The 25872-nt window shown below is 46.4% G+C and carries 20 protein-coding genes and 1 riboswitch; of the genes, 8 read left to right on the top strand and 12 right to left on the bottom strand.

The annotated features are described in order from the left end of the window. Positions 1–9 precede the first annotated feature (9 nt). The 4 genes from AC5RDS_RS13510 to tamL are packed head-to-tail and all read right to left on the bottom strand — an operon-like array spanning position 10 to position 4812. Positions 10–741, bottom strand: coding sequence for a nucleotidyltransferase family protein (locus tag AC5RDS_RS13510; protein ID WP_118108406.1), 732 nt, complete (start codon positions 739–741; stop codon positions 10–12). Then, entirely contained in the window at positions 742–1413 is a 672-nt protein-coding gene (locus AC5RDS_RS13505) for a response regulator transcription factor (protein ID WP_013613564.1), read from the bottom strand. 59 nt (positions 1414–1472) lie between these two features. After that, the gene (locus AC5RDS_RS13500) at positions 1473–2417 is read right to left on the bottom strand and encodes a sensor histidine kinase (protein ID WP_013613563.1); all 945 of its coding nucleotides are present in this window, start codon (positions 2415–2417) and stop codon (positions 1473–1475) included. Positions 2418–2433: 16 nt separating this feature from the next. Continuing rightward, positions 2434–4812 carry a translocation and assembly module lipoprotein TamL gene (gene tamL, locus AC5RDS_RS13495; RefSeq protein WP_217773982.1) on the bottom strand — a complete coding sequence of 793 codons (2379 nt, stop codon included), beginning with the start codon at positions 4810–4812 and terminating at the stop codon, positions 2434–2436. A 92-nt stretch (positions 4813–4904) separates the two neighbouring features. Here tamL and AC5RDS_RS13490 point away from each other — a divergent pair, with 92 nt between their 5' ends. The 7 genes from AC5RDS_RS13490 (at position 4905) to metF (ending at position 13702) form a co-directional block, all read left to right on the top strand. Next, complete coding sequence (locus AC5RDS_RS13490) at positions 4905–5666, top strand: TrmH family RNA methyltransferase (RefSeq protein ID WP_013613561.1); 762 nt, start codon at positions 4905–4907, stop codon at positions 5664–5666. Positions 5667–5689: 23 nt separating this feature from the next. Continuing rightward, positions 5690–6274, top strand: coding sequence for a porin family protein (locus AC5RDS_RS13485; protein WP_013613560.1), 585 nt, complete (start codon positions 5690–5692; stop codon positions 6272–6274). Positions 6275–6416: 142 nt separating this feature from the next. After that, positions 6417–6521, top strand: a riboswitch (SAM riboswitch). A 303-nt stretch (positions 6522–6824) separates the two neighbouring features. Then, entirely contained in the window at positions 6825–7967 is a 1143-nt protein-coding gene (locus AC5RDS_RS13480) for a homocysteine biosynthesis protein (protein WP_041557038.1), read from the top strand. A gap of 29 nt (positions 7968–7996) precedes the next feature. Continuing rightward, positions 7997–8410 carry an NIL domain-containing protein gene (locus AC5RDS_RS13475; protein ID WP_013613557.1) on the top strand — a complete coding sequence of 138 codons (414 nt, stop codon included), beginning with the start codon at positions 7997–7999 and terminating at the stop codon, positions 8408–8410. 16 nt (positions 8411–8426) lie between these two features. Further along, positions 8427–9173: a UPF0280 family protein gene (locus tag AC5RDS_RS13470; protein WP_013613556.1), complete on the top strand. Its 747-nt coding sequence runs from the start codon at positions 8427–8429 to the stop codon at positions 9171–9173. Then, positions 9154–12711, top strand: a complete 3558-nt coding sequence (metH, locus tag AC5RDS_RS13465; protein WP_445557745.1) for a methionine synthase — start codon at positions 9154–9156, stop codon at positions 12709–12711. Before AC5RDS_RS13470 ends, metH begins: the two co-directional genes overlap by 20 nt. 34 nt (positions 12712–12745) lie before the next feature. Continuing rightward, positions 12746–13702, top strand: coding sequence for a methylenetetrahydrofolate reductase [NAD(P)H] (metF, locus tag AC5RDS_RS13460; RefSeq protein WP_494222373.1), 957 nt, complete (start codon positions 12746–12748; stop codon positions 13700–13702). 168 nt (positions 13703–13870) lie between these two features. Here the strand turns inward: metF and AC5RDS_RS13455 are convergent, their stop codons facing one another. The 6 genes from AC5RDS_RS13455 to AC5RDS_RS13430 all read right to left on the bottom strand — a co-directional run bounded on the left by AC5RDS_RS13455 (position 13871) and on the right by AC5RDS_RS13430 (position 24282). Beyond that, the gene (locus tag AC5RDS_RS13455) at positions 13871–15790 is read right to left on the bottom strand and encodes a protein-disulfide reductase DsbD domain-containing protein (protein ID WP_494222372.1); all 1920 of its coding nucleotides are present in this window, start codon (positions 15788–15790) and stop codon (positions 13871–13873) included. Positions 15791–15842: 52 nt separating this feature from the next. Then, entirely contained in the window at positions 15843–16997 is a 1155-nt protein-coding gene (locus AC5RDS_RS13450) for a TlpA disulfide reductase family protein (protein ID WP_118104077.1), read from the bottom strand. 100 nt (positions 16998–17097) lie between these two features. Beyond that, positions 17098–18585 (bottom strand): RagB/SusD family nutrient uptake outer membrane protein, encoded by a 1488-nt coding sequence (locus tag AC5RDS_RS13445; protein WP_175315696.1) that lies wholly within the window; start codon positions 18583–18585, stop codon positions 17098–17100. A gap of 30 nt (positions 18586–18615) precedes the next feature. Continuing rightward, the gene (locus tag AC5RDS_RS13440; protein WP_046403282.1) at positions 18616–22206 is read right to left on the bottom strand and encodes a SusC/RagA family TonB-linked outer membrane protein; all 3591 of its coding nucleotides are present in this window, start codon (positions 22204–22206) and stop codon (positions 18616–18618) included. 102 nt (positions 22207–22308) lie between these two features. Next, positions 22309–23463, bottom strand: a complete 1155-nt coding sequence (locus AC5RDS_RS13435) for a FecR family protein (RefSeq protein WP_494222371.1) — start codon at positions 23461–23463, stop codon at positions 22309–22311. Positions 23464–23529: 66 nt separating this feature from the next. Next, the gene (locus tag AC5RDS_RS13430; RefSeq protein ID WP_306445791.1) at positions 23530–24282 is read right to left on the bottom strand and encodes a sulfite exporter TauE/SafE family protein; all 753 of its coding nucleotides are present in this window, start codon (positions 24280–24282) and stop codon (positions 23530–23532) included. 54 nt (positions 24283–24336) lie between these two features. Between AC5RDS_RS13430 and AC5RDS_RS13425 the strand changes: the two genes are divergently transcribed. Next, the gene (locus AC5RDS_RS13425) at positions 24337–24939 is read left to right on the top strand and encodes an RNA polymerase sigma factor (RefSeq protein ID WP_494222370.1); all 603 of its coding nucleotides are present in this window, start codon (positions 24337–24339) and stop codon (positions 24937–24939) included. A gap of 4 nt (positions 24940–24943) precedes the next feature. Here the strand turns inward: AC5RDS_RS13425 and AC5RDS_RS13420 are convergent, their stop codons facing one another. Together AC5RDS_RS13420 and AC5RDS_RS13415 are read right to left on the bottom strand one after the other, a co-directional pair. Next, complete coding sequence (locus tag AC5RDS_RS13420) at positions 24944–25576, bottom strand: MarC family protein (RefSeq protein WP_013613536.1); 633 nt, start codon at positions 25574–25576, stop codon at positions 24944–24946. A 108-nt stretch (positions 25577–25684) separates the two neighbouring features. Then, positions 25685–25872 (bottom strand): hypothetical protein (locus AC5RDS_RS13415; protein WP_494222369.1); only part of this gene is annotated, 188 nt, incomplete at its 5' end.

The following is a 25872-nucleotide window of genomic DNA, read 5'->3' as shown; positions in this document are numbered from 1 at the left end:
AAAAGATCCTTACGGGTTGCACGAACCGATCAACATTGTTTCGGCTTCGGCAATCGCCTGAGGAGTCCCTAAATCTAAAAAACGTCCTTCGTAAAAATACATCAGTATCGGGTGAAGCCTGGCCTGTGACAGATATTCGTCTATAATCGAAAAGACCCCTTTTCCTGACATACGTTCTAAAAATTCCGGGCTCACCACCTGCACTCCACAGAAAGCATAGTTCCGGGAATCCCAAAATTCTTCATCTACCGGTTTTTGTTCCCCTGTGGCCTTATTTTCCCATCCTTTCAGCATCCCTTCACGATTAAATCTCAATCCTCTGCCTTTCCCGCCGGTCCGGGTAACCAAGGTCGCATCTCCCTTATTTTGCCGATGAAAGCGGAGCAAGGCAGGTATATCGATATCTGAAAATATATCTACATTATGAATAAGCACCGATTCACCCGGGCAGAACAACTCCCTGGCTTTCAGAAGTCCGCCCCCGGTATCGAGTAATTTCTCCCGTTCATCGGAAATCACGATATCCCAATCGAAAAAATGTCGTTCGCACAGAAAAGCTTCTATCTGGTCGGCATAGTGATGCACGTTCACCACAATACGCTGTACATCCGCCGCTATCATTTTCCGTATGACATATTCAAGCAAAGGCTTACCGGCTACTTCCACCAATGCTTTGGGCCGATCGTTCGTCAAAGGCTGCAAACGGGTACCCAATCCCGCTGCAAATATCATTCCGTTCATCTAAATATTTATCATCTTATTTTTAATTGCATACATGACAAGCGCAGCAGTATTCCGGCATCCGGTCTTACTCAACAGATTCGCCCGATGTTTATCCACTGTCCGCTTACTGATAAAAAGTTTATCTGCAATTTCCTGGTTGGAAAGTCCCAGGCATACATGATACAAAATCTCGAGTTCTCTCTCGGATATTTCATTATCAGGGGTTTCAGGTTCCGGTTTATGTTGCCCGCCATCACGCATATTATTGAGAATATTCACCAGCAACTCCTCGGAAAAGTAATTCTCACCGGCGGCGACAGCCCGGATTGCCGCAATCACTTTTTCTATACCGGAATTTTTGAGAACGAACCCCTTTACTCCGACATCGACCATTTTATAGTAATACTGTTCATCCCCGTACATAGACAACACGATCACCTTCAAATCCGGCCTGATCCGCAGAGCCTGTTCCGTAGCTTCTATCCCGTTCATCTCGGGCATTTCTATATCCATCAACACCAGGTCACAATCTACAAAGGAGAGGTTTTCAATAAAGTCGCGTCCATTGGAAGCTTCGTAAATATGGTGTACGAAATCCTGGGTAGACAAAAGCAATTTCAATCCTTCCCTGAATAACTTATGATCGTCAACAATATAGATTCTTAATTTTTTCAAATTCTTTGTGTCCATGAATCGATAAACATTTACATCCGTAACTGATAAACAAAGATAAAAATAAAGTCAGAAAGTCAAAAGACTTTAATAAAAGCGTTGGCCCGCATCCCTTTTCCATGCTCGCTGACAATCTCGATATCCCCGTTACCGGATTGCAGCCGGTAACGCATGTTATCCAATCCCATACCGGTATGTCCGGAAATACGGTTTACATCGAATCCGATACCGTTGTCGGTATATTCTAAATATAATATTCCTTCTTCGAGTTGTAAATCGATCGTCACTTTCGAGGCTGCAGCATGCCGCAATGTGTTGTTGATCAACTCGCAGATAACGCGGTAGACCACCACTTCGATATTGTAATTGAAACGTTGATTTTCGAGATTAGTAGTAAAATACACCTTAAAATTATCGGCTTGCCGCATCCGTTTTATGAATGCCTCTACCGCATCTTTTAAGCCAAAATTGTTGAGGATATGCGGGCTGATATTGGCCGAGATGTCCCTGACCCCGCTAATCGCTTCATCCACAGCCTGCCGCAGATTCTGCTTTATCTTTTCGTTGACTTCACTTTCTTTATTGGTATCCAACCCCGAGACCAGCATTTTGATCACACTCAGCAAAGGTCCCAGCCCATCGTGCAGCTCTTTCGCAAAACGCTGCCGTTCTTGCTCTTCCGTGCGGATAACCGCTGCCAGTACCCGTTTCTCTGATTCGCGCCGGATCTCATCCACTCTTCGCATAAATTGAAAAATTTTCCGGATATAAAATACTCCGATCAGGAGGACCAAAGCAATGATAAAAGCCAGAACCTTCTGTACAATAGCCAATTCATCTTCCATTTCGGGATAAATCGTAGGCCATAAATCGAAGACCCTCGACACCACCATCAACAAAAATCCGATGGAAATCAGAATCCAGGAAGCATTGAATTTTGTCCGCTTAAACAAGCTAATGGCAATAACGGCAGCAGCAACCTGTAAAAAAAGCGAAACATAAACGAGAATAGTGGACAACATAGTAAGTTCATTAAAATTAAAACGGATATCCGATAGCTATATTAAATACAGATTTATTAAAACCTCCATTACGATTCAACAACACAAAACGTTGCCCTTCGGCCTGCATCGGATCATGTAATTTCAAACCAAGATCAAAACGCAACAGAAAGAAATTGACATCCAACCGTAGTCCGGCCCCTGTTCCGACAGCGATTTGTTTATAAAATCCGGAGGACAACTTCGTACCCTGACGATTCTCATACCGATTGATATTCCAGATATTCCCGGCATCGATGAATAAAGCCCCTTCTAATAACCAGAATAATTTAAACCGATATTCCACATTGGCTTCCAACTTAAAGTCTCCTACATTATTCGGATATTTATCCGGCGGAGCATAAGATCCCGGTCCCAAAGTTCTCGCCTGCCAGGCCCGGATATCGTTGGCACCTCCGCAATAATAAGCCTCTTCAAAAGGCAAAGCCTTCATGTTACCGTAGGGATAACCACAACCCAGAAACAGCCGGTAGACGACCGAATTGGCTTTATTCAGGTAATGGTTGAACCGATATTCACCGTCGGCTTTGATAAATTGGGCATACCGGACACCCAGAATTTTATAAAAACGTTCTTCCTCGGAACCGGATTTTCTGGCCCCTAAAAGTTTATCCATAGCCAAAAGAAAATTCCCGGAAGTCTCCAGATTACCCCGGAAATAATTAAAACTTTGTGCAGAATTGACCACCTGGTCGGTAAACACAGCCGAAAAATTCGCCGACAGAATCATATGGTTGGTATAGGCACTTTTGATATATTCATTTTTCAATTCACTGATAAAACTCGAATCGACACTCGGCATCAGCACATAATTCAGATCGATGAGATCGAAATTATACCGCCATTTATTATCTGCCCGCCGCCAAAGGTAACCGAACTTAGCACTAGCTACACGGCGTTTGTAAAACTGTGTATTTTCCTGACTGAAGGAGAGAGAGATCGAAGTTTTAGGAGCAAAATTACGGCGGAATTCATCCATACGAAAAACCGGCATCCAAAATTGAGGCGTCACTAACTTCAATTCCGTACCGACTTCGGTGGTACTGAAAATTTCATTTTCCTTCAATTTCTCTTTTTTTAAAGCCCCCCATACACTCAAGGTCAGATTCTCCCCTCCATGAAACAAATTGCGGTGATTATAAGCAAAGTTACCTCCGACCCCGATATTCCCGGAATTGTTGGTCCCTTCGAGAAAGACATTATAAGACTGCCGTTTGAGCGGAGTAAGCTGCACTTCACAAAACAACACCGGCTCACCGTCTTCCTTTTGCTCTTCCCGGAAAATAATATTGATAAATTTAAACAGATTCAAGGCTTGCAGGCGGGAATAGGAATCAGCCACTTTACGGACATCATAAAATTCTCCTTCCTTGAACTGGATCGTTTCCTGGATCACCTTCGGCTTAATCTTCATATGGCCACGATAAACAATCCCATATTCACCGTAACGGGTATGCCGGTAAAGCGAATCGAGTCCATTGGCCATCAGCAGGGGATCATAATCCAAATTTACCTGAATGTGCTTTATTTTATATTTGCGGTAAGCCATACTGTCGGACACACTGTTGACGATGCTCAGCAAAAGATGAGCCTGTTCCGGATTACCGCTCCGCGAGGTATCGGCATAATAATGAATAAAATTCTTTGAAAAATTATAATACCCGTTTTGCCGGAGCATATGAGTGATCCGTTCCCGTTCATCTTCCAATATCTCTATATCCATCGGCATTTCCTGATGCAACAAAGTGTGATTGGTGTCCCGCAAAACCAATTGTACTAACGGAAAGCTTTCGGGTAATCCTCCGGCCCGGAAACTACTGTCTTCCCGGAAAGTAAAATCTTTCACCCGAGTCAGCGGACCGGGATAAATCCGGTACACAACATGAGCCTTTTTCTTTTTAAACCAAACGGAATCCGTCACCTCAGCTTTATAAAAACCTTTATTGTTCAGGTACAATTTCAACTGGGTCACACTTCTGTCGGTCAGGAAAGGACTATAAATCACAGGAGCTTCACCGATGGAACGCAACCATTTGTTAAAGCGCTTATTCTCATTCTTCCCACTCAGGTTATAAAGTCCCAGATGAAAACGAGCCACTCCCAATATCCGCGTATTAGGACGTTGCCGCACCGTTTTTTTCAATTCAGAAAAATTCACCCCTTTCTCTTCTACCCTCACTTTCACCTTATTCAACAGATATTCATCTTTCCCCACATAACGGGTAGGCGAACACGATACCATGACCAGCATAAAGCCCGTCAATAACAAAATTCCCCCTCGCTTTTTCAGTAAGCTGATGAACGGTTGGCTGATAAAATATTCCGAAACAATCTTATATGGAACCCACTTCTCCAAATCTCAAAAAATGTTACTACTTTTGCACAGCTTCTGAATTGCTCTTTATTCAGGATTAAAACCACGCTAAAACCGATGTAGAGGCACAAACCATGTTAAGCAAACAGGTAACAAAAATAGTCCAAAACCTTGAAAAAAAGAAATTCAGGGAAAAATATAATCTCTTTAAAATCGAAGGGGAAAAACTGGTCGGAGAACTGTTGCATTCTCCCCTGAAAATCCACTCCCTGATCGCTTTCCCGTCTTGGCTCGAACAAAACAAAAAAGCGTTGTCAAACGTAAATATCATTGAAGCCGATGAACGGGAAATGCATGGGATATCCAACTTCCAATCTTTACCCGAAGTCATCGCACTGGCCGAAATACCTGTCCATATCTATCGGAAGGAAGAGGTTCTCGATTCTTTATCCCTGGTATTGAACGGGATACAAGATCCGGGTAATTTGGGTACCATCCTCCGGGTGGCAGACTGGTTCGGAATCGGAAACATATTCTGTGATGCCGATTGTGCCGGTGTTTATAATCCCAAATGTGTACAAGCCAGCATGGGGGCCATCTTCAGGGTCAAGACGTTCTATACGGATCTCCCTGTTTTATTGAGCGAACTGAAGCAAGAAGGCCTTCCTGTCTTTGGCACGTTTTTAGATGGGAAAAATATTTATACGACAGCATTAAGTACCCGGGGCCTGATCGTCATGGGGAACGAAGGAAAAGGAATTTCAGCAGAAATAGAAGCGCTGACCGGACAGAAACTAACGATTCCGAGTTTCGCCCGGAATAGCGAATCGACCGAATCGCTGAACGTCGGAGTAGCTACCGGTATTATTCTGTCGGAATTCAAGAGAAGGATGTAATCAGCAATTTAAAATAAAACGAAATGAAAAAGATTTTTACGTTATTATGCATCTGTTGCCTGGGTTTCGGAGCGATGGCCCAATTACCGATCAATCTGGGTGTTCACGGCGGGATTTCCAGTAACCGGATAAAATTCAAAGATATCCCCCAGGCTATCGGGACACAAGCCAATACTGGCTATATGGTCGGCGCATTTATGCGCGTCAATCTGGGAAAACTCTATCTGGAACCTGCTTTAAACTATTCGCATAAGAGAAGTGTGATAGAAGAAAAGGCACAGGCACTAGGAGAAAATCCTGACAACTTCGATCTGAAACTCAACACGTTCGATATTCCGATTATGTTGGGTTTCCAAGTATTGGATTTATCTATCGTTAAACTACGGGCCTTCCTCGGACCGGTACTTTCCGTCGGGAAAGTAAAAAACCTGAAAAAACTAGGAGATATCAGTACCGATAAAACCAACTGGCACGGTAAAGTCGGCGTCGGGGTAGATGTCTGGAAACTGACCTTCGATATCGATTATGAAAAAGCATTCAAAAATTTAGGTCATGAACTGAAAGCTCCCCGGTCGTTCAATTTCACCCTGGGACTAAAGATTATTTAAGACCACATTTAAAAATAGCCCACTGCCCGTCCCTGTGGGCTATTTAAAACGTTAGCACATTTTTTCCCCGGCATTCATTTGTTTTTTCAAAATATTTCCTATTCCTTTGTTTCGTCAATTCAATCCTTAAGAAAGATTGTTTGAATTATAAAGAGGAGTTGAGAGACTGGGCTCTATGAAACTCCGACAACCTCCGGAACTTTCCGAAAGGTGCCAAAACCCGGCCTGATAACAGGAGTTATAATTTAAAACAAAAGTAAGATGAAAAAAGCAGATTATTTAACCCACATCACCGACCGGAGAAACCGGAATCTCAAATTCTTCTCTCTTTTTGTATCTTCTATGGACATGCGCTGCATGCGCTGATCTTTTATACCCCCTATTCCGATTTACCGGCTTACGATACTACCAGGCAGTAGTTGGCAAGCCCCGTTAATAAACATTCGGTTTAATGTTTATTTTATAGTGGTATAGTCGAATCCGAACTATATCCTGACCAATTTAAAGGGTAAACGCCCCAGACATGAAACGCTCATTAAAAAACGACAAAATGAAAACTTACGCAGAAATCAATGAAAAGATAAAAAAAGGGACTGCCGTAGTACTGACAGCCGAAGAAGTATCCGAATTATCCAAGACATTATCACCCAAAGAAATTGCAGAAAAAGTAGACGTAGTAACCACCGCCACTTTCGGAGCGATGTGTTCTTCGGGTGCATTTTTGAATTTCGGTCATTCCAATCCCCCAATCCGGATGGAGAAGATCGAATTGAACGGCATCCGGGTTAGTGGTGGACTGGCAGCGGTAGATACTTATGTCGGCGCTACAGATTGTAACCCATCCTCTCCGGCTTATGGCGGAGCCCATATCATCGAAGACCTGGTCAATGGTAAAGACATTACACTGGAAGCCTGGGGAAAAGGGACGGATTGTTATCCCCGCAAACATATAAAAGCTATTATCAACAAGAATTGCATCAATGAAGCTATCTTATACAATCCGCGAAATTGTTACCAAAATTATAATGTAGCGACCAACACCACCGATCAGATCAAATATACCTACATGGGTACGCTGCTTCCTAAGATGAGGAATGCCTCTTACAGTTCTGCCGGTGAGCTATCGCCCTTGCTTAACGATCCGGAATGCCGGACCATCGGGTTGGGAACTCATATTTTCCTTTGCGGTACAGACGGTTATGTCACCTGGAACGGCACTCAGTTCAACACTTCCAAAGCGGTAAATGAACACGATATTCCCACTAGTAATGCCCGTACGATAGCTGTTGTGGGTGACTTGAAAAACATGAGCACCCAATACCTCCGGGGGGCCTATATCGAAAAATACGGTATCACCTTATATGTCGGAATCGGAATTCCTATCCCTATTCTGGACGAGGATCTGGCGAAAAGGGTGTCTATCCGGAATGAACAAATCGAAACGACTGTCGTCGATTATGGGAATGGCAATCAAATTCTGGGAAAAACGAATTATGCCGCTCTACAAAGTGGTGCTATCGAAATCAATGGCCATAAAGTAAGAACAGCGCCCCTTTCCAGTCTGGCCAAAGCCCGGGAAATCGCAGATTTACTGAAAAGCTGGATTCAGAAAGGTGAATTTTTACTCACCGAACCGGTACGGCCAATGCCTGTACAAGCCAGCCTGAACGGATTGAAAGCCATTGAAGATTAAAATTTAAAACCTTGTCAATTAGAAACATCATGATAAAGAAAGTTGTATTATCCTTCCCGGTAGATGCTACCGACAGATCGCTGACCTATGACCTGGTCAAATTATACGATATCCGGATCAATATACTGAAAGCCGAAATACAAGCCGGGAAATCCGGTAATCTATTAGTCGAACTCGAAGCCGATACCGACAAACTGGACCAGGGTATCGCCTATTTAATCGAAAACGGAGTTACGGTAAGTCCGGTATCCAGTAAAGTATCGTATGACGCGAGCCTCTGTATCGATTGTGGCAACTGTGTATCGGCCTGCTTTTCCCACGCGTTGACCATAGGGGCTCCGGATTGGAAACTGCATTTCAATCCGGAAAAATGTATTGCCTGCAAATTATGTTTGAAAGCTTGTCCTCTCAAACTATTCCGGATCGAATTTGCCGAAGCCTGAATTTACCCTATGCCGTATGGAATATATCGATCGCACCTATCGCAAGCATTTCCGCCAGGATCGCTGGAGCTATTTTACCATAGCTTATAAAGAAACCGATCTGTGTATCGGCGTGGACCGGGGTTCCTGGCAACCGGAAATACCGGTCTGTGCAGAACGATTTGTCCGGGAATTACGGACGGATATGGACCGCTGGATCGGTTCACACCCGGATTATGCCCAGGCTTTAACCCCCTTTCAGGCAAGCGGGGATGCTCCCGGCATATTCAAAGAGATGTCGCGGGTAACCCAAACAAGCGGTATCGGCCCGATGAGTGCCGTAGCCGGCGCCGTCGCTCTGAAAGTAGGGGAAAACCTGAAAAAACGATTCGGTATAAAAGAAGTGATCGTCGAAAACGGAGGGGATATTTATGCCGACCTCTGTCAGGATATGGATATTTCGGTATTTGCCGGTTCTTCCCCCTTGTCTGAAAAGGTCGGTTTGCATATCGAGGCAGCCTATGCCCCCCTCGGGATTTGTACCTCTTCCGGAACCGTCGGTCCGTCACTCAGCTTCGGTAAAGCCGATGCAGTGATGATTGTCTGTTCAGACGTAATGCTGGCCGACACTTATGCAACCGCTTTCGCCAACACGATTCAGACAGCGGAGGATGTTCAGACCTGCATCGAAAAAATCAGGGAGCAGGAAGACATACTGGCCGCCATTGCGATCAAAGACGATAAATTAGGTATATGCGGTAATTTTGAACTCAAACTTTTTTGAATTGAACGAACGTACAACTATGATACAAGACGAAATCAAGAAGCGGATTCTGATCCTCGACGGAGCCATGGGAACAGCTATCCAGCAATACGGTCTGACAGAAGCCGATTTTCGCGGTAGTGAATTTATCTCCCATCCGGTAAACCTGAAAGGCAACAACGATATCCTGAACCTGACCTGTCCCGAAGTGATCCGGCAGATTCATCGGTCGTATATCGAAGCAGGAGCCGATATTATCGAAACCAATACTTTCAACTCGAACGCCATCTCACAAGCCGAATATCGGGGAGAAAAGCTCGTATACCGCTTAAACTACGCGGGGGCGAAATTAGCTGTAACGGAAGCCCGTGCAGCTTCACACCAGGTATATGTATCCGGCAGTATGGGACCGACTTCCAAGACATTATCACTATCACCGGATGTCAACCGGCCGGAATTCCGTCCAGTGGACTTCGATACCCTGGTCTCGACTTATGCAGAGCAGGTAAGCGGATTAATCGACGGCGGAGTAGATCTCTTGTTAGTGGAAACCGTTTTCGACGGTCTGAATGCAAAAGCAGCCCTTTATGCCATTACCCAGGTACAGGAAGAAAAAAGGACTTCACTCCCTGTCATGTTATCGGCCACCATCAACGACAGAAGTGGGCGGACGCTCACCGGACAGAGCCTGGAAGCACTTTACACCACTGTATCCCATTACCCGCTGTTCAGTTTCGGATTGAATTGTTCGTTCGGGGCCACCGACTTATTGCCGTTTATCGAACGCTTATCCAAGACGCTGCCTTGTCCGTTGAGTATTTATCCTAATGCAGGTCTTCCCAACGAAATGGGAGAATATGATGAAAGCCCGGAGCTAACGGCTTCCTGCCTGAAACAGATGGCCACAGCAGGTTTACTCAATATCGCGGGAGGGTGTTGCGGTACTACTCCGGAGCACATCCGGGCCATACGTGAAGCCCTTCAAGCCATTTCTCCCCGACAGATTCCGGTTATCCCGGCCCAGCTTGTGGTAAGTGGTCTGGACAAGGTCGTAGTCGATAAAGCCCAAAATAACTTCATCAATGTCGGTGAACGGACCAATGTTGCCGGTTCCGCTAAATTTGCCAAACTCATCCACGCCAAAGCTTATGAAGAAGCTGCCCGGATCGCCCGGAAACAAATCGAGGACGGGGCATCGGTTATCGATATCAACATGGACGATGCCATGCTCGACAGTGCTCTCGAAATGTCCACTTTCGTCCGTTATATCAGCAATGACCCCGATATTGCCCGGGCAGCCCTGATGATCGATTCTTCGGATTGGAATACCATTTTAGCAGGACTCAAAAATGCCCAGGGGAAATGTATCGTCAATTCGATCAGCCTGAAAGAAGGAGAGGATCTGTTTCTGGCAAAAGCCCGGGAAATACATCATTTGGGAGCTGCTGTCGTCGTTATGGCTTTCGACGAACAGGGACAAGCCGTCACTTATGAACGTAAAATCGAAATCTGTGAGCGGGCTTACCGGCTCTTAACCCGGCAAGCCGGTTTCCGTGCGGAAGACATCATTTTCGACGTCAATATTCTGGCTATCGGAACAGGCCTGGAAGAGCACAATAATTACGCCGTCGATTTCATCCGGGCAATAGCCTGGATCAAGGCCAACCTGCCGGGATGCCGTACTTCCGGCGGAATCTCCAATCTCTCGTTTTCTTTCCGGGGAAATAACCCGGTACGCGAAGCCATGCACTCCGTATTTCTCTACCATGCGATCGAGGCAGGCATGGATATGGGCATCGTCAATCCGGCCATGTTACAGGTATACGATGAGATAGAACCTCAATTACTGGAAGCAGTAGAAGAGGTGGTATTGAACAAACACCCGGAAGCCACGGAACGCCTGATCGAACTGGCCGAACAAATCAAGGGACAGAAAACCGCAGACGGAAAGGCTATAAAAAATGAAGAATGGCGCACCCGTACGTTATCCGAACGCCTGAATTTCGCTCTGATCAAAGGTAATACGGAATATCTGGAAGCCGATCTGGCCGAAGCGCTGACCGTTTATGCCTCCCCCGTCGAAATCATCGAAGGTCCCCTGATGCAGGGGATGGATAAAGTGGGGACACTATTCGGTGAAGGAAAAATGTTTTTACCCCAAGTGGTAAAATCGGCGAAAGCGATGAAAGCAGCTGTCGCAATTTTACAACCGGAGATCGAAAAACACAACGCCGGTACGGGAGAAAATATTCAGCGCCCTAAAGTTGTCCTTGCGACTGCCAAAGGAGATGTACACGATATCGGTAAAAACATCGTCAGTATCGTATTGACCTGCAACAATTTCGATGTCATCGACCTGGGGGTGATGGTCGATAACCAAAAAATCGTTGCCGCAGCCAAAGCCCATCAGGCAGACCTGATCGGAGTCAGCGGACTCATCACTCCTTCCTTGAGCGAAATGGAAGCTTTGTGTGAGTTACTACAGAAAGAGCAGCTCCGGATTCCGCTTATCGTAGGCGGAGCGACCACTTCAACCGTACATACCGCTGTAAAACTGGCCCCCCGATACGATTATGGCGTCATCCAGGGGGGAGATGCCTCCCGGACTGCAGGGATCATGAAACGGCTACTATCCGACCGGTCGTCCTACCTCGCACAAGTGAAAGCAGAACAGGAAAAAATACGCGGGCAATATTATCATAAACAGGACCGTTTGCTTCCCTATACAGAAGCTCAGGCCCTGGCTCCTGTCTTTGACCGGGAAAGCTACCGGTTGCCTGCCAGTTTCGGGGAACACAATCTGTTGGGAAAAAATATGGACTTGCAGGACCTGATCGCTAAAATCGATTGGACTCCATTTTTCCATTTCTGGGGATTCAAAGGTAAATTCCCGGAAATCATTCATCAGCATGAAGAAGCCGACCGTACTTACCAGGCCGCACTGGAAATGTTGGGCACCGTTATTGCCGGCAATGAATTCGAAGCTTCGATCGTGGTCAACTTCTTCGATGCCTATGCAGAAGATGACGAAATCGTATTGGATAACGGTCACCGTCTCCCCATGTTGCGTCAACAAAAAGCGGGGCAAGAATGCCTGAGTTTATCCGATTATATCTGTCCCAAGGCTTACGGAACTTCCACCATCGGGTTATTTGCTCTGAAAGTCGCCGACAAACAGGGCGGTTGTGACTGCCACGACTTCAGCCATCTGCTGCGTGAAAGCTTATGTGCCCGGTTAACCGAAGCTTTGGCCGAATGGATGCAGGAACAATTGAGTGAAGGTTTGTCCCTGATCCGCCCGGCCTTCGGCTATTCGGCCTGTCCGGATCATTCACTGAAAAAAGATGTCTTCGACCTATTGGATGCACCGTCTAAAATCGGGGTTTCCCTGACCACGTCTTATGCGATCTATCCGACGACAAGTCTTTGTGGTATGCTCATCGCACATCCGGCTGCCCGTTATTTCAGCATTGGAAAAATCGGCGCAGACCAGTTGACGGACTATTGCACAAAGCGGGCGATCACCCTGGAAGAAGGAAAAAGATTATTAGGATTATAAAACCGGGCAAGCCTATGCCCATAACCAGTACATCATGACTAAAGTAATCGATATTATCAATCAGAAAAAGGCACCTTTCGCTTCGTTCGAACTGGTGCCTCCATTGAAAGGAAGCGATATCAACAAACTATACGGAGCCATAGAACCTCTGATGGAATTCGCCCCTCCCTTCATCAATATCACCTTTCACCGGGATGAAGTGGAATTCCGCCAAACGGCCGACGGTACCTTTGAAAAAGTGACCATCACCAAACGGCCGGGATCGGTAGCCATTGCAGCAGCGATAATGAAACGGTTTCCTGTAGAAGTCGTCCCCCATCTGATCTGCGGAGGAGCCAGTAAACATCAGATCGAGAACGACCTGATCGACCTGAACTTCCTGGATATTCAGAATGTAGTCGCTTTACGCGGAGATGCTATCCCCGGCCAAAAATATTTCGTTCCCGAACCCGACGGCCACCGTTACAGTTGCGAACTGGTGGAACAAATCCACAATATGAACCGGGGAATTTACCTGGACGAATGTCTGAAAAATGCCGTACCTACTAATTTTTGTATCGGTGTCGCCGCTTATCCCGAAAAACATTATGAAGCCCCGAATATAGACATCGATATCGAAAATCTGAAACGCAAAGTAGATGCAGGAGCCGATTATATCGTTACTCAAATGTTTTTCGACAATACCCGGTTTTATGAATTTGCAGCCAAATGCCGGGCCGCCGGTATTACTGTTCCGATCATCCCCGGCCTGAAACCCATCTCGACGCAAACCCACATCGAAATGCTCCCCCGGACTTTCAGTATCGACCTGCCCCAGGAACTGATGAACGAAGTCCGGAAATGTAAAGACAATAAAGCCATCTATCAGGTAGGCATCGAATGGTGTACAGCCCAAAGCAAGGATTTATTAGTCCACGGTGCCCCGGCTATCCACTATTATACCATGGGAAAAGCCGACAACATCCGGGAGATTTTAAAACGTACATTCTAAAAGAAATACAAATGACAGATCGATTCGCCAGATAACAAATTCAGCCAATCCATCCGTCATTTGTATAAAAATCTGTATCCAGATCATCTGACCCTCTTCAACAACCCGTTACGGTCGTAGTAGTCCCTATAGCTCTTATTATTGAGCCAATCAAGACTGATCGGTCGGTTATAGCGTTGCTTTTACGGTTGTCGTTACAGGGAGTTTGCATTCCGAGTGGTCGCATGCCTGATAACGGATTTTCGCGCCAATCTCACCCTTCCCGTTACCTTTAAGCGGCTGACGGAATTCTACCGTGTCGACGTAATACGACGTTGCGTTCGATGTCGGTTGGAATGGAGGCATGATCATGTCACCGTCGGCTTCGACGCCTGCAGGATATTCCATTTCGATTGTCGTCAAGATATACGGATCTGCCGGATCGAGCCTGGCATAGGTATGATAGCCGGGGTGAATCTTCATGGTCAGTACATATTCCTTTTTACCGTCAGCACGGGTGTCGATACGTGCGGTAAGCACAACGGGATTATCCTTATCGGTTGTAAGATTGTCGTTGTTCACTGGAACCGGAGCTACAGCTTGCGCCGAAACAGCTTCAGCGGCGAGAACAGAATAGTCATTGGCGTCTTTTTCGTTCACGAGCCAGAGATAACCACCAGCTTCGGTAAAGAACATTCTCGGGCGATGGATGTTAAGCCAGTTACGCCACTCGGCAGGGGTCGCGAAACGCTTGAGAGTGTAACGTTCAAGGATAGTCTTGCCGTCGGGATTACCTTGTTCCATCAGTTCGATCGCTTTGTCGAGCAAACGGATATCGTTATTGGGAATTCCGAGCGCCCGCACTTCCGGATCTATGACAAGTTCGTAGCCGCGCAAGTCGGGACGCATATATGGAGCGTTTTTGTCGTAATAGTTCGCATAGGCAGCTTCATCGGTTCCGAACACTTCATAGAGCTTCGGATTACGTTCCTTCAGATATTGTCCGAAAGATTTTTTCACTACCGGAGGCATCTGCGACATATCGAGATACATGGCTTCAGACATAGTAAGTTCCTCACCTTTGGCTTTTTTTTCGACTGCAACAGCATGAACGCTGTCTATCATTTGGCGAAACGTCAGCTCTTGTTCGTTGATACGGTCGTTCGCTTTGCGTGTGCAAGCCCATTTTGTCATCGGCAAATGATCACGGGTGGCGATTCCTTCCTTCATTTTGCGTGCAATGGGTTTCTGTCCGTTGAACTTCGATGCATAAACAATGGAATTGAGCAGAATCGCCTGTCCGGCAGGAGTAAGACGCTCGGGATCGGCAGCAAAACCGAAGTGAAACAGATTCCCATGACGGCCGATGGCAACGGCATCGATGCTCTTTCCGCAGAGACCGCCCGAAATCACTTCCGTGTCGGGAGAGTCGAGATAACCGCCGGGACGGCTCACCATGCCGATGCGGCAGCTACCCGAAGCAATCTCCTCTTCAGTCCATTTGGAATGCATGAGCAGCATAGGCATTTCTTCCGGAAGCGATTCGCCCATCATTTCGGCGACTTCAAGAGCAGGAGCGGCTGTAGGGTGCATCTCTGTCGTCATGTCCACTTTGAACGGCCCGTTGAAAACCGGGTGATCGTTCTTCATGCCGAGAGCATAGTTATCGAGACAAAGGCAATACCAGTCGTTTTTATTTCCGAGACTGCGGCCGAGATCTTCGCTCATATGACCGATCATGACTGCGGCGCGGTCGAACGATTCGGGCAGATAGCTGTCGCGCTCGCCTTTCATGCGGTCGCCTTTCCTGAAGGGAACGGTTCGCCCGTCGAAAACCGTAACGTCATAGGCGGCCGACATTTCCGGAGTGTAGTCCTTCCCTTCTATCGATTTCACGTTCGTGAAGTTCTTTTTCAGGAATTTAGTGAAGTGCGCCATGCGCTCTTTGACCGAAGCCGCAAGCGCTACGGAATCGACACTACCGGGGGCCATGAGCATCGGATCCATGTTGGCGGTACCGCCGACGTAAAGAACGCTCAGTTTTACTTTTGCCGACAATCCCGAAACGGCCAGCATGCCGACAAGAATCAGTGAAAAAAGTCTTTTCATTACATTTGATTTTATTGGTTTAAAAATTCTTCCTACCGGTCGGAAGATTAAATTATTCTGCAAAAATTTCGGCGAGGATTGAATCGAGCTCCTCGTCGGTCCCGATCTTGCCGATGATTGTTCCGTCAGCAGCGATCAGATATTTCGTAGGTAAATAGTGGACAGCATACTTGTCACTTTGGTCGTTCGATCTGTCGAAACCAACGAATTCGCCGTTCTCATCCGTGAGCGTTTTAAGTCCGCGCAAAATGTGGTGATAGTTCTGCATGCCTACTTTACTCCCGGCGATGAAGTTTTTCCATTCGTCTTCAGAAGAATCGTTGTCGGCCACGCAGAAAACTTCAAATCCTTTGTCATGGTATTTGTTGTAGAGTTCCTGAATGTGGGGAAGCGAAGCAACACATGGTCCGCACCAGGTGGCCCAGAAATCAACCAGAACAACCTTGCCTTTCAGATCGCTCAGCTTTATTTCCTTGCCTTCGGGATTTTTATTGATCAGGTCGGGAGCCGGTTTCCCGGGCAGCACGGCCTCGAGGGCTTCGAGTTCTTTTTTAGTCCCGGCAGCTTCGGACTGAACCTCGGGAGCAAGAGCGTCATAGAGTTCTTTCATCGTCGGGTAGTCGAGGTTTCCCTGAATCTGCATAAGAACCGAAGGAGCTACGAACGACTTGCCGTTATTGCGGATAAAGTCAATGCTTGTTTGCTGCATACTTTCCCTGAGGATCTCGAGCGAATCACGCAGGGTGGCATTGTCCGGATCGACTTTTATCGACTCATGAAGACGGGTCATCTGTTCCGTGAACGGTTGGAGTGAGTTTTCATATGCTTTTTGTTCGTCGGTCGTCGGCGAACCGGTTATGGCGACATTGGAGAAGTCCGAAACCATAAGCCCTGAAACGACGATTTCACCCGGTTCCACAAAAAGACCCACGCGAGTTTTGTTCTCCCAGTTCCGTGGGTCGCCCATCATAAGGGTCGCCCCGATTGGAGTTTCCTGAATGCCTTCGAAAATAAAACGTCCGTTCCCGATCACGGCTGTATCGACCGTTGCAGTCGAACGGTTGGCTGAAATTCTGTAAAGATAGATTTCCCGGCCGTCGGCATCGGAAATTTTGCCGCTTACGCAGAAATGGCCGGCCGGCTTTGAGTTGCAGGCACAGAACAAGGCCGTTACACCTGCAAGAAGAATGATTTTTTGTGCTTTCATTTGATTTAATTGATTTTCCGGGGGTGTGTCAAAAACTGGCACAACCCCGATATTCTGTCAGACACGGTTGTGGGTCCTATAGATCCGAACCGATCGATCATCAGTTCTGGGTAACCGGATAATTGTGTTCGAAATTACCGTTCTTTTCCATCAGATTCTTCGGGAACGGGAACACCCAGATGGTTGATTCCGGCTTCAGGGTGTAGGTTGTGCCCGAGTATGTCCAACTGATATCCTCTTTGTAGTCATCGAGCAGTGTCCAGCGTTTAAGAGTAATAAAGTCATAAATGTTGAACACATTCTCGCCATGGGCAACTTTCCTGAGCATCCCGATGGCTTCGGTTTTTGTCGTCACCGAGCCTTTCAGCGCATGATAGTCTTCCGGAAAGAAGCGGCCCACACGGATTTTGTCGAGATAGTCCATTGCGTCGTCGATCAGGTTGTTGTCGATGGCATTCTCGGCGAGAATCAGATACATCTGCGGCACGCTCAGATTTATTCGTCCGACACGGCCATTTCCTTGTACTCCGTAGCTCATGGAACCTTCGGTAACCCCAAACATACCTTCCAAGCTTCCTATTACCATCTGAGAGGTCGTCTCCCAGCTCCCCATCCACATCACGGTGTGATAGGTGGCGAACCAATCTTTCTGAATGTTTTTCTCTTCATAACGTTCATAGTAGCGCGGTGTGAGCCACGAGAAAAACTCAATATCGGCATCGGTGAAATAGTCCTGGGCGAGTGCCAGTTGGGGCGTCTCGAATGTTTTTACCAGAATTCCCGCACTGCTCGGTGCCTCGGTGCAGTAGTTGGCATAGTCTGATACCGAGCTGTTAACCGCAAGCGCTTTCTGTGCCTCTTTTGCAGCTTCGCCGGGCTGCTGCATATACATCAGCACATGAGCTTTGATCGCATGCGGACATGCGGCGTTGAAGCGCATTCGGTTTACAGCCGACTGCGGAAGCGCGTTCAGCTCGATCGCAGCATCGAGGTCAGCGAGAATGTATTCGTAGACCTCTTTCTGAGTAAGCTGTTCGGTAGGTTGTTTGATATCCTGTGTTTCCAGAACATATGCGATAGATTTCTCGGAGTCAGCCGTAGCCGGATCATAGGCTTTGGTAAACTTCACGGCAGCGAGCCAGTGGAAATAGGCGCGGATCGTCAGAGCTTCGGCTTTTAGTGCCGTTTTCTTTTCTTCGGAACCTGTCGCGGCATCCACAAGACTCAGAATAGGATTGGCAACTGTTCCGATATAGTTGTAGCAATTTGCATAATAACTGTCGCTCGAAGTCAGGTCTACCTGTTCCAAAGCATGCCCCGCCTCGTCGTATTTCAGAAGGATCTGGGTTGTTGTCTTAACCGGATTGGCAAGAACAGTCCCTACGTTGCCGGGATAATACTGTACCGAACCGCATACACGCTGAATATCGGCAATTCTGATATTATACTCCTGGTTGAGAAGCATCTCGAGCTGGTCAGTGGTGGAGAGAAGGTTCATTCCTTTCTGGTCGATTTCTGTGAAATCGGAACAGGAACTAAGCACCGAAGCTCCCACCAGAAAAAGACCTACGATATATCTTGTTTTCATTGTCATGTCAAAATTAAATATTACTAAATGTTAGAGACTCAGGTTCACGCCGAACATATACGATGCCTGTTTACGGATTCCGAGTGTCTCGGGGTCGATTCCGGCGTTGTTCTTAATCCAGAGGGCTTTCGGGTCGTTGATCTGAAAACGGAGTGAAATCTTACTGATACCGACTTTTTCCGTTAGGTGCTCAGGAAGATCATAACCGATAGTTATATTACGGATTTTCAGGAAATCAGCGTCATAGAGACAGTTTGTCGCCGTACGACATTCACTGCCCAGTGACGTAGAGGCATATTCGCCGATACCCGGAACATCGGAATGGTTTTCGGGAGTCCAGGAATTGAGATAGACAATGTTCAGCGGACTGTCCCATGACGATTCGAACACTTCCGATTTGGGCTGGGCGAACATTTTGTGGCCACCGTAGTAGACAAGGAGAAATCCGAGACTCAAGCCATTCCAGCGCAGCTGATTATCCATTCCGACGATCGCTTTCGGATCGGACTGACCACCGAATTCAAGAACGTCGACGCTAGCACTACTTGCGTTGTGCGATGTGTTGCCATTCTCAACGTAATACATCGACTGGCCCACCAGACCCGGCCGGTCATCGATCCCAGCGAAACGATAAGCCCATAGCGCATTTACGGGATAACCGGTCTTATAAGGTAAGCTGACGAGATCATAGGCGCGAGTGGCAGGATTCTCCACTTCGAGAACCTTGTTCTTATTGTAGGTTACGGTGAGGTTGGTTGTCCAGCTGAATCCACGGCGGTTTCCGGGAACAAACCAGTCATAGCCGATGGCAAGCTCAATACCATTGTTCCGGATTGAGGCCACGTTGGCAACCATCGATGAGAAACCGGTTGTCGGGTCAAGAGTGATCGGGGCAAAAATATCCTTACCGGTCTTCACGTAATAGTCGAGCGATCCACGCAAACGATAGCTCATAAAACCGTAGTCGAGACCGACGTTGGTCGTCCGGTTCTGCTCCCAGCGCAAGTCAGGATTGGCGGGCGATGAAATGGAGGCGACAGGCAGATTGGTCGTTGAATTTATGTCGCCCGACGATGCCGTCATGTGAGAGGTAGCACCTTGATAGATATTACCGGTAACACCGTAGGAGAAACGGAGTTTCAGGAAATCCATCCAGGACAGGTCGCGGAGGAAACTCTCGTTGTGGGCGTTCCAGCCTATACCTACCGACCACAGGGGTCTGCCACGGAACTTGGCGTCGAGACCGTAGATGTCGGCATAGTCTTTTCGAAACGAACCGAAAATGTTATATTTGTTATCATAGGTGTAGGTTGCGTTGAAATAACCCGAACCATAGCGATGGCGAACTTCTTTCACGATTCCCATTCCGTTTTCAAGATAGGGTGTGAACGCGAACTGGTTGCACGGGAAAGGAGAGCCGTTCATTTGAAAGTAAGGCGAATTGCTCATCTGCGATAAAGTTCCGAAATCAACAGTATGGGTAGCACTGCTTTGAAGCTGTTCGTCATATCCGAGAACAAGCGATTTGTCACCACTGGTTTTCGTCTCCCGGAATTCCAGACCAGCGATAGCCGAAATCTCGTGCTTGCCGAAAGTGTTGGTGTAGTTCAGCTGGCCACGGGCAGTCCAAAAGTTTCCGCTGGTATGAGTAGTCTGAAGAAATCCACCGGTTTCGGGAGTCATATAAACGAGCTTGTGGCTCTCTGTATCCATTTTGGCGTACGCATTCTTGATTGTGCGTGCGGCGTGACTCTCCTGTGTCGCATGTTGCTGGACGTTCTGAGAGTTGACTTCATATACGAACTGGGTCTGAGCCGTAAGTCCGGGGATAATCTTAAAGAGAAGATCGCCATGGTAGCGCATTTCCTGACGGCGCGTCTTTGTCTGGTTATCCCTAAGCTCGTCAACGAGGTTGAATCCGAGATCTTCCATGCCTTCCTGAAGGGGCATGTATTCATTGCCGCAGTACCATGAATAGAGTTTCTTAACGGAGCCGTCGGCATTATAGAACGACTGATACTGGGCATAGGAGAACGGGTCGAGATTAACGTTGTAATCGTTGCCATACTGCTTTATATTGGCGTATACGCCGTTTACCGAGAATGTGGCCACGAGCCATTTTGCAAGGTCGCAACTACCTTTGTAGTAAACGTTGAGCCAGTTGCTCTTATGCTCTATGATGCCCATGTTGTCAGTGCGATAGTTTATCACTAAGTTGTTGCGGAACTTGTCGGAACTACCACGGAGCGAGAGGTTATACTGCTGCATGACCTGGCGACGATAGATGTTGTCGGCGAAATCCTGTGCGAAGTTGTTTTTCGACAAATCAGCGAGAATGTTGTCGAGTTCGGAGCGACCGATATTGCCCGCCGCGTGCTGATACCAGGCATAGGCCACGGGGTTTATCTGAGCGCCGTCGGTAATGTTCTTTCCGAAATTCTCTATGACTTTGTCCCGGGTCATACTCGGATCGTCGGCATACTTGCGGTTGAAATAATAGTCATAGTATTCGCTGGCGCGTTCCACCTGTTCTTCGGCGTTCATCAGGAAGTTATCATGATAATCGACATTCTTGTTTTCATACAAGGTTATGTTTGCCTGGAAGTCAATGTCGATCTTGCCTTTGTTACGGGCATTCTTGGTTGTTACAACAATGATTCCGTTTGCGGCGCGCGCACCGTAGATAGCCGACGCTGCAGCGTCTTTCAGAACGTTCACCGAAGCGATGTCATAGGGATTGAGGTCTTCGATAGAGCCTTCGACCGGAAGACCGTCCACAACGAGCAACGGAGCCGATTCGCCATAGAGCGTACCCGTTCCGCGGATAATCGGTTTGCCGCCGTAGGTCGACAGACCGGCAACGCGAGCCTCAAGATTCTGGATAAGATTCGGAGTGTAACGGTCACTAAGTTTTTCGGAGGAGATGGTGGTTACCGCCCCGGTCATTTTCTCTTTCTTGACTTCCTGGTAACCGGTAACGATAACTTCTTCCATTTGAGACACATCTTCCAGCATGACAATATGTAACACTTGCTGACCGCTTAAGACTACTTCTTGCGTTTTCATCCCCACAAACGAAAATACAAGCGTCAGTCCCGATTCCTCCGGCACTGTCAGAGTGAAATTTCCATCCACATCACTCACCACTCCCACGGCAGAACCTTTCAGCAGAATGGTTACTCCCGGTAACGGACGTCCCTCTTTGTCTTTTACATTCCCGGTAAGGGTGATTTTTTTCTGAGGAACATCAGGTTGCCTGAATTTCGGAGAAATCACAATGATATTGTCTTCCAACCGATACCATAAACCTGTATTTTTCAGGCATACAGCCATAATCTGTCCAAGATCACAATCTTGCATATCTACACTTACCTTTCCGGTCCGTTGTAACATTTCATTACTGTACACAAAATGATACCCCGTCTGTTCAGTCAGTTTTTCAAACACTTCCTGCAAGGAAACCTCGTTTACCGAAATACTGATTTTTACTTGTGAAAAAGCATTGCCATAGACAGTAGAAAATCCTATCAGAAGGAAACAAAACAGCAATTTCATAGTCAACCACATTTTCCAAACTACACCGGAAGCTTTTCCGACATCGGATTCTTGATTTTTTTTCATAGATTTGTCGTGTTTTAATTAAGTGAATAATGACCCTTCGCCAAAAGGGCGTTATTTATTATCGACAGGAAAGTGTTAGCGCGCTTTCCTGTTTTTCTTGAGTCAATCCCGTCTCACCACAACCGTCCGGCCTTTTACTTCAAATTTCACACAAGCCGCATATTCAATGATTTCCAACACCTTATCCATATTTTCGTATTTCGGTAAATTAGCTGTCAAATGTAAATTCCGGATTTCATCGTGCATGACAAACACTTCGACATCATACCAGCGTTCCAGGTCTTCCAATACCTCCCCTAATAATTTATTTTCATATACAAAACGGTGCTCCTTCCAACCGACATAATTCATGACATTCACAGAAGCCACCCGCAGTCCTTCATCCGTTTCGGCGGCCTGTTGGCCGGGCCTGATGACAACCTGCTGCCGGTGCCAATTGACCGCCACCTGCCCTTCTATCAAAGTCGTCTGACGCTTAACGCCGGGGTAAGCCGACACATTAAACGAAGTACCCAGCACCTTTACTTCCATATCCCCCAAAACGACTGAAAAAGGTCGCTTCACATCTTTCGTCACTTCGAAGTAAGCTTCCCCCTTTAACACCACTTTCCGCTGATCTGCTGAAAAATGGTCCGGATACATCAATTCCGATGCAGCATTCAACCACACCCGGGTTCCGTCGGCCAAAACCAATTTGTATTCTCCTCCACGGGGTACCGACAAAGTATGCCATTGTATCCTTTTACCGTTTTCCTGTTCATGATAAACCAGTTGTTTTCCATCATTTACAAAATTCTCGCCTTTCAATTGCTGGCATCCCCTATCCACTTCTAAATCCACGCGACGTCCATCCGGTAAGACCAACTGCGCTTTTGAACTACCTGGACGAATAGTTTCACCCATCGAGACAGGCTGCTCAGATTTTCCGGTATTTTTATATTTTATCATCCAGGCAAGCCCTATCGCTATCAGTACCAATGCAGCATACGGCAATAAATACCGGAAAGGAACACGCTTCCTCCGTTTCATCGCTACTTTCACCCGTTTCCAATCTTTCCGGGAGTCGTATTTCATATATTCTTGCCATTCTGTTCCTTGATATGAACGGGCCCCGAGGCTTTCATAAAACGAGCGGTTGTCTGCACTCTCTTCCAACCATTCTTCCAGTTCAGTCATTTGCTGTTTATCTGCTTCTCCGTGCCAACAAAGCAAAATCAAACGGGCAATTTCCTGAGGAGTATATTTTTTAGAGGTCATCTTTTCTTCATTTTCTATTAAAACCGGTGAAAGAAGCAAAAGGATGACAAAAGATGAAAAAAATAATCAAAATATTCCGAAAAGTTTTAGAGCGACCATTATTAATGCAATCAATAAAATATAACGTATGTACTTCGCTCCCCATTTCACACTCAACCGGGTCCCGATCCAGGCTCCCGCCATGTTACCGCAAGCCAGAATCAAACCGGTACGCCAATCTACCAAATCATACCAGATAAAAATAACGAGTGCCCCGAAAGTATAGATCAAGATAAGCAATACTTTTAAAGCATTTGCCTTGAGCAAATCGTAACCACATCCCAATACCAAACCACCCAGCATAAAAAAACCGACACCGATTTGTATAAAACCGCCATAGAAGCCGATCCCCAAAAATATCAAAAAACGTACCCAGGGATGCCGGGCTTTTGCTTTTTCAATATTAGATTTCACCCAGGTATTGGGATCCAGTAAAATCATAAAAAACATCACCACCAATAATCCCCCGATCATTTTTTGTAAAACGGCAGCCTGAATGTCGACAGCCGTAAAAGCTCCTAAAATACTTCCCAAGGTAGTGGGGAGCAGTAAAGGATAATCCGTTTTAAAATTCAATATTTTCTTCTGTCGAAAAGTAGCTGTCGAAACGATATTTTGCAGAAGAATAGCCACTCGGTTGGTTGCGTTAGCCACATGGGGTGGCAAACCGAGAAAAATCAAAAACGGAACCACCAACATCGAGCCACCTCCGGCGAACATATTGATAAACCCGGAAGCAAAACCCAATAAAACGAGATATAACATGCTGTTATCATTCATGGAATTCAAAATTAATGGTTTTATTAGAGAAAATTCTAAGATAAAGTCATAAATTTGATCGTCGAATTATCAGAGCCAGGCATGAATCCGGAGATCACAGATCAAACGCTCGTTTTACAACGACTCAAAGAGGGCGATGAAAAAACTTTCGAATTGTTGTTTCATCGTTATTACGCCGCATTATGTTTTTTTGCCAATAAAATATTAAAAGATGAAGAAGCAGCAAGAGATGTCGTTCAGGAAGTGTTTATTCGTTTCTATGAGAAAAGCTATGATTTCCCAAACCTGATCGCTCTGAAATCATTCTTGTACAGCTGTGTACAATCCAAAGCCCTGAATGCTTTGGAGAAGCAAAATACCCGGACATTTTTAAAACAACGTCTGGACACTCCCGAATATGAAGAGGCCACCTATTTCCGCCACCAGATCGAAGCGGAGATATTCGAAGAAATTTTTGCTGCCATTGAAGAATTGCCTTCCGAATGCCGGCGGATTTTCAAAATGAGCTACCTGGAGCACATGGACATCCGGGAAATTACAGAAAAATTACAAATTGCCGAATCTACTGTAAAAACACAACGCCAACGGGCAAAACAATATCTCCGCAAACGCTTAAAAAACTTGTACACTTTAGTTATTTTCCTATTTTTCGAATAAAAGATCAGCCTACCGAACGCAAAATATCGATCACGATCGGTTTTAGCCCGCTAAAGAAAAATTCGACAGCAATCACCATCACGATCAGCCCCATCAACCGCATCATCACGTTATTGCCGGTTTCGCCGAGTATCTTGATAATCCGGGAGGAACTTCTTAAAATAAGATATACCAAAGTAATCACCACAGCTACGGCGATGACCATAATCATTTTGGTTTCCCAATCGGTAGCTTTGTTCCACATAACGATTGCGTTGGTAATCGCACCAGGGCCACATAACATCGGAATAGATAAAGGCGTGATCGAGATATCGTTGACATAACTCTTCACTTCCGATTCTTTCACCTTGGTTTTCACCAAACGGGCCTGCAACATATCCATCCCCATAATCAAGAAGATGATTCCTCCGACAATCCGCAGACTATCGATGGAAATACCGAAAAAACGGAATAACAAATCGCCTGAAATAGCAAAAAACATCATGATGAGAAAAGAGACCAAAGAAGCCCGGCGGGCCACTTTTCTACGTTCTTTTTCATCCAGCTCCATCGTCATGGTCATAAAAACCGGCATCGCTCCTAACGGATTGATCAACGTAAAAAACGAGGTAAAACAAAGTAATCCAAATGTAAACATCTCTATTCTATTTTATCGTGAAGAGCCGTATCCGTCTTCTTCTTTCAGTGCGACAAGATAACGTTTTTTATTGTTTTTTATAAATATAAGGTAGAATTATTTTGTTACTTATTCGTCTTCGGTGTTCGTGTTTGGAGACCCGGTCGCTTCTGTCGGTCGTCTACCTTTTTCTTTCACTGACCGGCGGAACTCCTCACTACGTTCGTCAGACACCACCGGTCGGGCGTTCAGAAAAAGCAAGACGACACTCGACAGAGCTCCAATGGTCTCTAAACACGAACACCTCCGACTTACGT

This window comes from Odoribacter sp., assembly GCF_985060555.1.
This window is presented reverse-complemented; position numbering and strand designations above follow the sequence as displayed.